The 12093-nt window shown below is 68.3% G+C and carries 9 protein-coding genes and 1 tRNA gene; 5 read left to right on the forward strand and 5 right to left on the reverse strand.

What is annotated here, in order from left to right; all coding sequences use genetic code 11:
- Positions 1–30: 30 nt before the first annotated feature.
- On the reverse strand, positions 31–1299 hold the full coding sequence (locus ABZ899_RS07030) for an MFS transporter (protein WP_361341871.1): 1269 nt from the start codon (positions 1297–1299) through the stop codon (positions 31–33).
- A gap of 275 nt (positions 1300–1574) precedes the next feature.
- Positions 1575–2753, reverse strand: coding sequence for a cytochrome P450 (locus ABZ899_RS07035; protein WP_361342506.1), 1179 nt, complete (start codon positions 2751–2753; stop codon positions 1575–1577).
- 557 nt (positions 2754–3310) lie between these two features.
- On the opposite strand from ABZ899_RS07035, the gene ABZ899_RS07040 reads away from it, so the two are divergent.
- The 4 genes from ABZ899_RS07040 (at position 3311) to ABZ899_RS07055 (ending at position 7757) form a co-directional block, all read left to right on the forward strand.
- On the forward strand, positions 3311–3472 hold the full coding sequence (locus tag ABZ899_RS07040; protein ID WP_361341874.1) for a hypothetical protein: 162 nt from the start codon (positions 3311–3313) through the stop codon (positions 3470–3472).
- 90 nt (positions 3473–3562) lie between these two features.
- The gene (locus ABZ899_RS07045; protein WP_361341876.1) at positions 3563–5524 is read left to right on the forward strand and encodes a radical SAM protein; all 1962 of its coding nucleotides are present in this window, start codon (positions 3563–3565) and stop codon (positions 5522–5524) included.
- Positions 5521–6765, forward strand: coding sequence for a hypothetical protein (locus ABZ899_RS07050; RefSeq protein WP_361341879.1), 1245 nt, complete (start codon positions 5521–5523; stop codon positions 6763–6765). Before ABZ899_RS07045 ends, ABZ899_RS07050 begins: the two co-directional genes overlap by 4 nt.
- A 41-nt stretch (positions 6766–6806) precedes the next feature.
- Positions 6807–7757, forward strand: a complete 951-nt coding sequence (locus ABZ899_RS07055) for a ThiF family adenylyltransferase (RefSeq protein WP_361341881.1) — start codon at positions 6807–6809, stop codon at positions 7755–7757.
- Positions 7758–7840: 83 nt separating this feature from the next.
- Here ABZ899_RS07055 and ABZ899_RS07060 read toward each other — a convergent pair.
- Positions 7841–7925 (reverse strand) — tRNA-Leu (locus ABZ899_RS07060).
- Positions 7926–8065: 140 nt separating this feature from the next.
- Here ABZ899_RS07060 and ABZ899_RS07065 point away from each other — a divergent pair.
- Positions 8066–9400, forward strand: a complete 1335-nt coding sequence (locus ABZ899_RS07065; protein WP_361341884.1) for a DUF2254 domain-containing protein — start codon at positions 8066–8068, stop codon at positions 9398–9400.
- Between the two features lie 116 nt (positions 9401–9516).
- On the opposite strand, the gene ABZ899_RS07070 is transcribed toward ABZ899_RS07065, so the two are convergent.
- Positions 9517–11058 (reverse strand): aldehyde dehydrogenase family protein, encoded by a 1542-nt coding sequence (locus tag ABZ899_RS07070; protein WP_361341887.1) that lies wholly within the window; start codon positions 11056–11058, stop codon positions 9517–9519.
- A 108-nt stretch (positions 11059–11166) separates the two neighbouring features.
- The gene (gene sucD, locus ABZ899_RS07075) at positions 11167–12084 is read right to left on the reverse strand and encodes a succinate--CoA ligase subunit alpha (protein ID WP_361341890.1); all 918 of its coding nucleotides are present in this window, start codon (positions 12082–12084) and stop codon (positions 11167–11169) included.
- Positions 12085–12093 lie beyond the last annotated feature (9 nt).

Here is a 12093-nt window from a genome sequence, read left to right on the forward strand (position 1 = left end):
TCCACTGCGGCTCCTTATCGTTGGCCTGGCTCAGGATGCCTGCGCGTCGGTTGGCTTCGCGGTCTCCGTGGTCACCCGCGCGCCACGGAGGAGCACCGGCAGCCACAGGGCACACGCCAGGAGGGGAACCACCGCGTAGGTGGCCATGCCGACGCTGGAGCCCAGCCCGTCCATGAGGATGCCGAGGACGAGATAGCCGGTACCGATGAGGACCGACTCCACGAACGCGATCATCGACAGCAGACTCGCCCGGTGGCGCGACGGCACCGCCTCGTTGAGCACGTTGTCCACGAGTACCGCGGTGATCTCGGGAATCCCGACGAGGATGAGGAACGAGGCGATGGTGACCCAGACGAGGCCGAGACCGCTCAGTCCGAGTGCCAGGGCGAGCGCCAGGAGGGACACCGGGACGACGGCCCGGTACCCGAAGCGCCGGTTCACGCGGTCCGACAGCAACGGAACAAGTCCACCGGCGAAGAACCCCGCCGATATGACCACACTGACCAACGCGGTGTCCGCCCCCTGATCGGAGAGGGTCTTCTGCGTGAAGATGATGTACGGCGTCAACGTCGCGTGCATCAACCCGGACACGACGGCCAGCGTCACGAGCGCCGGTGTCGCCACCCTCAGCAGCGCCCGCCATGGTGTGGCGTCGCGGTGCGCCTTCTCGGTTCCGTCCTGCTCGTCCACCGCGTCCACGCCGCGGATCTCGGGGACCCGTGATATCAACACCACCACTGCCAGGATGAGGCACGCGGCCGAACCCACGTAGACGATCACCCAGGAGAACGCCTGCATCTGGCCACCGAGGACGATGGCGATTCCCGAGGTGACCGTCCCCAGCATGGTGAAACGGGACTTGATCTTGACGTAGCCGGTCGTTGCGCCACGACGCACCAGCAGGTCGTACAGCAGTGCGCTGTCCGACCCCGATACACACGCCATGCCCACGCCGTGACCCACGAACAACGCCACGAACAACCAGTAGTTGGACGACGTCACCTGACCGAGCAGGCATCCGGCTATCAGCACCTGGCCGATCACAATGCTGGCACGCCTGCCGATGCGGTCGGCGATGACTCCTGTGGGCATCTCCGCGAATCCGCTGACCAGGTAGATCAGCGTCTGCAGGACGGCGATCTGCCCGGCGGAGAACCCGCGCTGCTGCAGGTAGAGAACGAACACGCCACGCTGGAACAACGAGTTGGCGAGTACGGCGTACACATAGAAGGGACGCGCGACGCTTCGCGTCGCGTCGTCGACTGCGGCCGACCCGCCGGGGGCCTCCGTGGTCGTCATGCTGCGGGCTCCCCCTGACGAATCCGGTGATCATTGGTGTCGGGTCTCCGCTGCGGACCGGAACCCACGGCCACTGCCGCGTGCAGGGCTTCGGGACCCGCCGGGAACCATCGTCGGCGCCGCGGCCGTCCTCGGTGGAGGAGTCGCATGCGGGAATGGGTGGCGCTCATCGGCTGCAGACCCTCCGCCGCCGGCGGACTCGGCTGCGGTCTTGACCGTGCCCGGTCCGTGACAACTTCGCTCCGGTTTCTGCCACCGGCTCGCCCCTCATCCACTCACCAGCTCACGGGCATCTTCTTGACGCCGTACCCGAGCCCGTCGTCCATGAACGGGAGGTCGGCGAGGTCGACGGCCAAGGTCAGTGTCGGGATACGCCGAAACAGAGCGGCGAACACGACCTGGAGCTCCAGGCGGGCCAGCGGTTGGCCGGTGCACTTGTGCACACCGAAGCCGAAAGCGAGCTGCTGGCTGGCGTCGCGGCGCAGGTCCAGCTCCCCGGGACGGGGGAACACTCGTTCATCGCGGTTGCCGATCTCCTCCGGGAGGATCAGACCCTCGCCGGCGCGGATGACCTGCCCGCCGATCTCGATGTCCGCCACAGCCACTCGGCGGCGGCCGGGCTGGACGGTGGTCAGGTACCGCAGCAGCTCGTCCACGGCTGCGGCGACCTGAGGACCGTCGGAGTCCTTCAGGACCGCTATCTGGTCGGGGTGCTGCAGCAGGGCCAGCGTGCCCAGCGCGATCATGCTGGCGGTGGTCTCGTGCCCCGAGATCAGAAGGAACAGGACCAGCATCACCAGCTGATGTCGGTTCAGCTGACCGGTGGCCAGCCGTTCGGTGGCCAGCTGGGACAGCAAGTCGTCCTCAGGGGCGGCGAGCTTGCGGCCGATCAGCTTGGCCAGGTAGTGGTACAACTCGCGCTGCGACTTGTCCACGAGGTCGTCCGGGACATCGCTGCCGGTCATCGTCCTGATGGCGTGCTGGAAGAAGTCGTGGTCGTCGTACGGGACGCCGAGCACGTGGCAGATGGTGATGGACGGGATCGGCAGCGCGAAATCCGCCACGAAGTCCGTCGGATTCGGGCCGGCCAGCAGAGCGTCGATGTGGTCGTCGACGACTTGCCGCACCGTGGGCCGCAGTTGCTCGACCTTACGGGGGGTGAACGGCCGGGCGATCATCCGGCGCAGCCGGAGGTGCTCGGGGCCTTCCATGGCGGTCAGGAACTGGCCTTCTTCATGGTGTTCCTGCGTGAACTGGTTGTGGAACGGGTAGCCCGGTCGCATCCAGTCCGCGCTGACTCGTCGGTCGGACAGCAGCGCGCATTGCTCCGCATGTCTCGTCACCAGCCACGGAGTGCTGCCGTCCCAGAGGCGGACTCGGACCAGCGGTGCCTGCTCCTGCAGCTCGGCCAGCTCGGGCGCCGGATCCAGCGGACAACCGGACGCCCTGGGAATCGGGAAGAACGGGACCGCTGCGGATTCCCTTTCAGGAACGTTGGCCTGCGAAGACGTCACAATCCTAGCTCCGTCCCGAATGTCGCATAACGGAAGACATTGAAAAGCGATCCCGCGCTCGTCGAAGACGATCCCGCCGTATGAGGTGATCGCCGGATGCCGATCTTTGACCCCTCACGCCACATGGCTCGAAATCATCCATGTCCGGCACTGGTCCGCTGAGGGTCAGCAGCATCAAACGGTGACCTCTCCGCTTGGCACTGTTTCGGACCGGCAGCAGCCTACCCAGATTCGATCAAGCCCTACAAGGGGCGGGAATGCCTTGGCGTCCATCGCTCGGCACAGCTCGAATCCCGCGCATTACTCGCAATCTAAGCCTAGATGTACGGATTCTCTCCGGTTTGCGGGCAGGGCGATCACGTTGCCGCAGGCCAGTGGGCTGATGGGCCCAGGACCAGGTGTGGCAAAAGGGAAACGTGTGCACTGGCCATTGACGCGACGCCAAAGACTGTATGAGATAAGGATGTTGGAACCAGTCGAGGTAAAGAGGGGTAAAAATGGCGCAGGCAGTGCAGGAACGTTCGGCGACCCTGACGGACGAGACGGAACCGGACCTCGTGCTCTTCACCGACGAGGAAGGTCTCGACCTCGAGGACGACGTCGAGTTGATCTCCCTGTCATCGGCTACTTTGGGTGCCATCGTGGCGCGGCGCTGCTGATCGCGTCTGATGCCGACTCGTAAGCGACTGGCCCTCTCGTTCGCCGGAGAGGGCCAGGTGTCGGTTCGATCGTCCACGCGGCATGCTCGTGTGACGCTCGGCCGGCCCCTGATCAATTCCGATGTCAATTCCCCTTTCTTCGTTCCTCTCGGACTGCTCTGCATCGCCTCACCTCTGAAGGCGCACAACCATCCCACTGTCGTCGTCGACTTGGAGTACGAGCACCGGATCGGTGCCTTCGAACCGAGTGACGCCGATTGGCTCGACCAGACCTGCGCCCGCTTCCTCGCCGACGATCCCGACATCCTCGGTCTCACCTGTCTCGCGGACACCCTTCCGGCATGCCTTCTCATCGGGCGTGAGGTCAAGCGACGCCGGCCCGATGTCACGGTGGTTCTCGGCGGACCCGGTACGTTCGGTGTCTTTCCCGACGCCCTCCCGCGTTTCGCCGACTGCGTCGACTTCGTGTGCCGCGGGGAGGGAGAGCTCGCGATCACGGCCCTCGCGGATGCCATCGCGGACGGGACCGATCCCGCCGGTGTACGCGGGTTCTGGTCGTGCGAGAACGGCCAGGCCGTGTCCAGCGGACCTCAGCCGACCACGAACCTGAACCTCGTGCCGATGCCCGCGTACGACGCCGTCCCGATGGGCGATTACATCCGGCTGTCGACCCCTCACATCTTCGATGTGCACATCGGCTCGGGGTGCACATACTCATGCAAGTTCTGCATGACATCGACGTTCTGGGACCGCGACTTCAGGATCAAGGACCCCGCGGTCATCCTCGACGAGCTTCGCTTCCTGCACCGCGCGTACGGCGTGACCCAGTTCAACTTCCTGCACGACAACTTCGCCAACAAGCGCACATACCTTGACGAGTTCGTCTCCTACTTCGCCGAGCACAACGACACGTTCGAGTGGGGCTGCGCGGTCCGACCGGACAATGTCAACCCGTCGCTTCTGCGCCGCATGGCCGACGCGGGATGCTTCAACATCTTCTGTGGCACGGACGCGGGGTCGGAGAAGATCCTCAAAGCCATGCTGAAGATGCCCTCGACGAAGCGGACCTACGAGTTCTTCCGGTCCGCCCAAGAAGTCGGCATCCAGTTCGAGACGAACACCATCGTGGGGTACCCGGACGAGAGCGCCGACGACCTCGAGAAAGCACTGGAGGTCGTCTTCGACGCCATCGCCTACGGTGCCGTCAACAGTGACCTCAGCGTGCTCCAACCGCTTCCCGGCGCCGAGATCACCGATGAGTACCGGGCTGAGCTGGAACCCCTCGACACCGGCCTCGACGTCATGGGCACCTTCCTGCCGTCCGACGTTCGCGCGCTCATCAAGGACAATCTGGCCACCTTCACCGGATTCAACTTCATTCGTAAGGGAAATCAGGACTTCGGCTACTATCAGGACGTGTTGCGCCTTTCCCGGTACTTCACGCGCCGCTATTACCACCTGCTGCGGTTCCTCAAGCAGGGTGCTGGGCACACGTATGTCGAACTCATCGATGCGCTGCGCGCACGGGCTGCGATGCCCATCGACGAGGCGCTCGCCGGCATTCTGTCGCACATGGACGGCGTGCATGCGCAAGCCGCCAAGGCGTTGTTCGCCTACGACTCCATGCTTGCGGAGTTCCGGGGGGACGAGGTCGAGGAAGAGCTCGTCAACGTGTACAGGCGGCCCGCCACCGTGGAGGAGAAGCCGCATTTCCTGATCTCGGACTTCGATGTCGACGTCGTCACGATGATCTCCGATCCGCGCGAGATCACATGGAGCCCTGAGCTGAGCCGTCCGACGGTCGTGGTCGTGTACCGCGCGAGTGAGGCGGAGGTGGCGACTCTCCGTCTGACACCGGCGCAGGCCAAGGTGTTCAGGACTCTCATGCCGCGTGGCCCGGAAGAACGCGAAGCTCTGCTCGCGAGCGTCTCTCCTGGCCGGCCGCAGGAGGTCGCGACCGCGGTGGCGGGTTTGTGCGCGCGGATCGACGCCTCACCGGACGCCCCTGGCCGGGCTTCCTCTGCGGTCGACACCTCCCTCGTGGCCACGTGACCGTGACGCGCGCCGTCACGGTCGAGGTGGACGACGATCCGATCCGATGGCACGGGCCCACAGGAGGTGACTACCTGAGCCGTTGGTTCGCCGCGGCGAGCCAACGCAGCCGCCTCGACCTCATGTGGGTCGAGGACGACGGGCTGAGTCAGCACTACCGCGTCCAGAAGGGCGCGTCCTTCTCCGACGGAAGTCCGGTGTGTGCGCGCGATCACGCCAGGGCGATCCGAATCGCGCTCGCGGTTCCTTCGCTCCAGCGGTTCCTGCGCGACATCCGCGCGGTCCGCACATCGAAGGACGCGCTCGTCATCGAGCTCCGCCGCCAGGCGCCGCACCTGCCGAGCCTGCTGCGGAGCGTCGATCTCGCCCCGATCTCGTCGTGCGGCCAGCTGTCCTCCGGTATGTACCAGCGTGCCGTGCTCACCGGTGACGACGAGTACTGGCTCGAACCCGTCAAGACCGGGACTCCGCCGGTGCGGGTGCTCGTCCGCCGTGATCCACACGGCGCCCCGGAGAGGTTCCGGCAGGGCGAGGTGGACGTGACGTGCGCGACGGCGTTTCCGCTGGACCGTGTCCCGGTCTTCGCGGACAGTCAGGAGTTCCACACGGCGCCGACCTCGATCGAGATGCGTCTGGAGATCAACCCGGACAGTCCGTCGATCGTGGGCGACGCGGAGTTCCGCCGCCGGCTCCTCGGCGCGATGCGCTACGACCGTCTTGTGGCACGGTGCTGGAACGGTGTGGAGTCGGCGGCGCCCGATCACCACGTGGAGGCACCCCCGAGCACAGCCGGCTCGGGCGTACGGCTGCGTCTGGGCTACTGGGACTACTACCCGAACCGGGACGTGGCCGAAGAGGTGGCGGACCAGCTGACCGAGAACCTCGGTCTCGATGTCGAGCTGGCACGCGCCGACTTCGTCTCGGGTTCGGCGCAGTCGGTCGACTTGCTCCTCGCCTTGCGGGGCCCGCTGTTCGAAGATCCGATCTGCGATCTGGACCTGCTCGACCCTGCACGCCGTGACCCCACCCTCGGGCCACTGCTGCATCGGCTGTCCGAAGTGCCGGACGACGATGCGGCGCACGACGAACTCCGGCGGGCGGTCCGGGAGCAGTGTACGGTCCTGCCGCTTCTGCGCCTCCGAGGCCACTGGCTGCAGCGTAAGGCGTTGGAAGGCCACCCCTGGCCGCCCATGGGCGCCGTGCGCTTCCCTCGGTTCAGCTGGAACGCCGATTCCTCGTGATCCTCGGCAGACGGTGATCGCGCTACGAAGAAAGGCCACGGATGGCTGACGGAATCGATCGCTACGTGCTCTCGCCCGCGGCGACCTGGTACCGGGACGGCGACGAGCTGCGGGTGTTTTCCGATGAGGTGTTGCTGGTCCGACGCTGCCCTGAATCGATGTTCGAATGGCTCGAAGCGGTCTCCGCCGAACCGGCAGGCCTTCCGGCTCCGAGCGGTACCCACGTGGACGCCATCGTGCGTACGTTGATCCGGCGTCGCCTGGTGGTCGCTCCGTTCGACCGTTCGTGGCACTCGTCGGCCTGGAGGAACCAGGTCGAGTACTTCGCGGCCCTGGGACTGGACGCTGGTGCGGCACAGGATCGCCTGCGCGAGGCACACGTGACCGTCCTCGGCGTCGGCGGCATCGGCGGCGCGGTGCTGGCGGAACTCGTGGGCGCGGGAGTCGGTGGACTCACGCTCGTGGACGGTGATCGGGTCGCGCTGAAGAACCTGAACCGCCAATACCTCTACCGCCGCTGCGACGTCGGACGGCCCAAGGTCGACGTGGCCCGCGAGTGGGTGCGTGAGCGCCTGCCTGAGGCGGAGCCGACCACTGCCATGGAGACCATCACGACATCCGAGGCCCTGGTGCCGTATCTGCGAGAAGGCGGATTCCTCGTCGTCGCGGCCGACCATCCCGCATCGCTGCCGGAAGTGTGCGCTGAGGCCTGTCTGGAGCGTCAAACGTCGATGATCACAGGAGGCTGCGGCCTCCGGGTCGGGTCGAGTGGCCCGCTGATCCGTCCCGCCGATGTCCCTGCCTTCATCGCGGCACACAAAGAGGCGAAGGCCGCGGCCGGAGCCGCTGTCACGCCCATGGCGGCTTCGTTCGGCCCGGTCAATACACTGGTGGGCGCGACGATGGGCCGTGATCTCATCTTCGGCATCCTCGGTGTGACCGCCTCGACGACTTCGCATCGCGTCGAGCTGCTCGGGCAGGCTCTGGCGTGAGAGGCCATCCTGACGGGGGAAGCCTCCGAAACGACGAATTACCGGTGAGTCATGCGACTCGACCGGTAATCCGTTCCGCTGTGTGTCCGAGGGGGGACTTGAACCCCCACGCCCGATAAAGGGCACTAGCACCTCAAGCTAGCGCGTCTGCCATTCCGCCACCCGGACCAGGTGTGCGTCGCCGTGCCGGGGTGTCCCGTCGGCGACATGGACAACAATACCAAGCTTTCGGAGTGCCTTTCACCTGCGTTTCCTTCCACCGGGCGGGGGTCCAGGACCTCGCGGCGCGGCGCGCCTAGGGTCGCACCATGAGTGACTGGTTGGTTACGCAGGGGCCGGCCGCGGGCCGGCGGCGTCCGCGGGCGCTGTCGCCCTTCCGGGAGCATCTCCGGGACACCTTCTGGTTCGCGCCGACGGCCGCGATGGTGAGTGTCTTAGCCGTCTGGCTGGCCGCGCAGGCGCTCGACACGGCGATCGTGGACGCGCTGCGCGAGAACGGCGACTACGAGTCACTCGCGGATCTGCTGCGGTTCGCGGAGGACGCCAAGACCGTCGTGAACGTCGTCGCGTCGGCCATGATGACCTTCATCGGGGTGGTCTTCAGCATCTCGCTGGTGGCCGTACAGATGACGAGCGGGCAGTTCACCCCGCGGGTGGTACGGCTGTTCGTGCGCAGCCGGATCACCAAGGCGACCTTCGCCGTCTTCCTGGCCACCTTCGTGCTGAGCCTGTTGGTGCTGACCTCGTTCGACACCACCGACGACCCGCGCAAGGCGACGACGCTGCCGCTCGTGCAGTCGGCCCTCACGCTGTGCATGGTGGCGCTGAGCCTGCTGCTGTTCGTGCTGTATGTGAACGGCACGCTGCGGCTCATGCGGATCAGCCATGTGATCGCGCGGATCGCCACGGAGTCCTTCCGGACGGTGGCGGCGATGCCGCCGTCCGCGAGCGGTCCGGACGCGGACGGCCTCGGCGAGCCGACGGCGTGGGTGCCGTACGACGGGCGGGCGGGTGTGCTGCGGGACGTGCACATCGCGCGGCTGGTGCGGGTGGCCCGCCGGCACGGGGTCGTGCTGCGGCTCGTCCCGCTGATCGGGGACTTCGTGCTGCCGGGCACGCCGCTGCTGGCCGTGCACGGCGGGGCGGCCCCGCCGATGGGCGCGCTGCGCCGCACCACGTCCGTCGGTGTGGAGCGGACGTTCTACCAGGATCTCGGGTTCGGGCTGCGGCAGTTGTGCGACATCGCGCTGCGCGCCCTGTCCCCGGCGGTCAACGATCCGACGACGGCCGTGCAGGCCCTCGACCGGATCGTGCAGTTCCTCGCGGCGCTGTCCCGGCGGCCGCTGGACCCGGCCGTCCACCGGGACCGGGACGGGGCCGTGCGTCTGGTGCTGCCCGTGCCCGGGTGGACCGAACTGGTGGATCTCGGGTTCACCGAGGTACGGGGGTGCGGTGCCGGGAGTCCGCAGGTGTCCCGGCGCCTGCTGGCCGGGCTGGACGATCTGCTGCTGCTCGCTCCCCCGGAGCGGCGGGAGCCGCTGCTGCGGCACCGCGAACTGCTGCGGCAGGCGGTCGAGGAGACGGCCCCGAACGCCACCGACCGCGCCTTCGCGCTGCGCCCGGACCGGCAGGGCATCGGCTGACCGGTTCTCCGGCCCGCCGATGCCCCGGTCGGTCCGGGCGCCCGTGCTCAGGGGAGGAGCTGACGCTCAGGAAAGTCCCCCGGGAGCCGCTCCCCCGCCGGTCCCGGTGCCCGTACTCAGGGCAGCAGTTGGTACTCCGGGAAGTTCCCCGGCAGCCGCTCCCCCGCCGGGCCCTGGGTGACCGCGCGCACCAGCAGCTCGCCGCCGACGAACGCGCCGCGCCAGGACGCGCCGAACCCGCCGAACAGCTCGTCCCGGTCGCCGCGTGAACGGGGCGTGCCGTGGCCGACCTTGAACGCGCGGATCTGCGGGGCCAGCCGGTCGTAGGTGGCCCGGTCGTCGGTGGAGAGCGTGGCGACGAGGGCGCCGTTGGAGGCGTTCATGGCGGCCAGCAGCTCCGCCTCGGTGTCGACCAGGACGATCGTGTCGACCGGGCCGAACGGTTCGGCGTGGTGCAGCGGCGAGGACCGCGGCGGGTTCAGCAGGGTGACGGGCTGGACGTACGCCGAGGTGTCCTGGCCGGGCAGGAAGCGGGCGTCGGACAGCCGTCCGCGGTGCAGCGGGACGGCGCCCCGGTCGATCGCCTCCGCCACCTGGTCGTGGAGCTCCTTGGCCTTGGCGGCGTTGATCACCGGGCCGAAGTCCAGCCGCGGGTAGGGGTCGTCCGGCCGCTCGACCGCCAGGGGGTGGCCGATCCGCAAGGTGCGGACCGCGGGCAGGTAGGCGGCGAGGAAGTCGTCGAACAGCGCGCGCTGGACGACGAAGCGCGGATACGCGGTGCAGCGCTGTTTGCCGTAGTCGAACAGTTTGGGGACGACGGCCGCGAGCGTGTCCCAGTCGGAGTAGTTCCAGATGCCCCAGGTGTTGAGTCCTTCCTGTTCGAGGATGTGGCGCTTGCCGAGGTCGGCGACGGCCGTGGCCACCGCCGCGCCGGTGTCGCGGCCGCCGACGAAGGAGACGCAGCCGATCTCGGGCGCCCGCACCAGCGCCTGGGACAGCTCGCCTCCGCTGCCGCTGACGAGGGTGACGGGGACGCCCTCGCGGGCGGCGAGCGCGCAGGCCAGGGTCAGGCAGGCGACACCGCCGTCGGTCGGGGTCTTGGCGATGACCGCGTTGCCCGCCAGGGCCTGTACCAGCACTGCGTGAACGAGCACGCTCATCGGGTAGTTCCAGCTCGCGATGTTGGACACGGGGCCGTCGAGCGGGGACCGGCCGGCGGTCATCGGCTCGATGCCGTCGACGTACCAGCGCACGCCGTCGATGGCGCGGTCGACGTCCGCCGTCGCGAGCCGCCAGGGCTTGCCGATCTCCCAGACGAGGAGGAGGGCGAGCAGGTCGCGGTGGTGGGCGAGGGCGTCGAGGGTGGCCGCGACGCGGGCCCGGCGTTCGTCCAGGGGGACGTGCCGCCAGGCGCGGTGCTGGTCGAGCGAGGCGCGCACGGCCTGCCGGGCGGTGGCCCGGTCCAGACGGGGCGGTCCGGCGATGGGGCTGCCGTCGACGGGGCTGGTGGCAGGCAGCGCGCGGCCGTCCGCCTGCCAGGTGCCGTCCCAGAGGTTGAGGACGCGGTCGTCGCGGAACGCCTCCGGGGCGACGGCCAGGCAGCGCTGCCATGCGTCGGCCCAGGAGGTGCCGGATTTGAGGGTGAGGGTGGTGGCCAAGGGGTCTCCGCTCTCGGTGCACGGTCGGGGGCGGTGGTGATGGCTGCGAAGGACGCTAGCGAGGGGTTGCCACGCCGGTAAGTGACCGCGCGCGGACTATGAGTGACGTCACGCGTCGACGGTGAGGCGGTCCAGCACCAGGCGGGCGGTCTCGGTGGGGGTGCGGCCGACCCGTACGCCCACGGCCTCCAGCGCTTCCTTCTTCGCGGCGGCCGTGCCGGAGGAGCCGGAGACGATCGCGCCCGCGTGTCCCATGGTCTTGCCCTCGGGCGCGGTGAAACCGGCGATGTAGCCGACGACCGGCTTGGTGACGTGGTCGCGGATGTAGGCGGCGGCGCGTTCCTCGGCGTCGCCGCCGATCTCCCCGATGAGCACGATCAGTTCGGTGTCGGGGTCCTCCTGGAACGCGGCGAGGCAGTCGATGTGGGTGGTGCCCACGACGGGGTCGCCGCCGATGCCGACGCAGGTGGAGAAGCCGATGTCCCGCAGTTCGTACATGAGCTGGTAGGTGAGGGTGCCGGACTTGGAGACCAGGCCGATGCGGCCGGGCCTGGTGATGTCGGGCGGGATGATGCCGGCGTTGGACTGGCCGGGGGTGATGAGGCCGGGGCAGTTGGGGCCGACGACTCGGGTGCCGCGCGCCTTGGCGTGGGTGGTGAAGGCGACGGAGTCGTGCACCGGGATGCCCTCGGTGATGACGACGGCGAGCTGGATGCCGGCGTCGGCGGCCTCGATGACGGCCGCCTTGGCGAAGGCGGGCGGTACGAAGACGACGGTGACGTCGGCGCCGGTGGCGCGGATGCCGTCGGCGACGCTGCCGAAGACAGGGATCGCCGTGGGGGCACCGCCCAGGCCGTCCAGGCTCCGGGGGACGTCGAAGTCGACGGTGTGGCCGGCCTTGCGCGGGTTGACGCCGCCGACGACGTTCGTGCCGGCGGCGAGCATCCGCCGGGTGTGCTTCATGCCCTCGCCGCCGGTCATGCCCTGGACGAGGACCCTGCTCTCTTTGGTCAGGTAGATGGCCATGGCGTCATG

Origin of the sequence: Streptomyces sp. NPDC046859 (assembly GCF_040645135.1) — a bacterium.
In the GTDB taxonomy this organism is placed as follows: Bacteria; Actinomycetota; Actinomycetes; order Streptomycetales; family Streptomycetaceae; genus Streptomyces.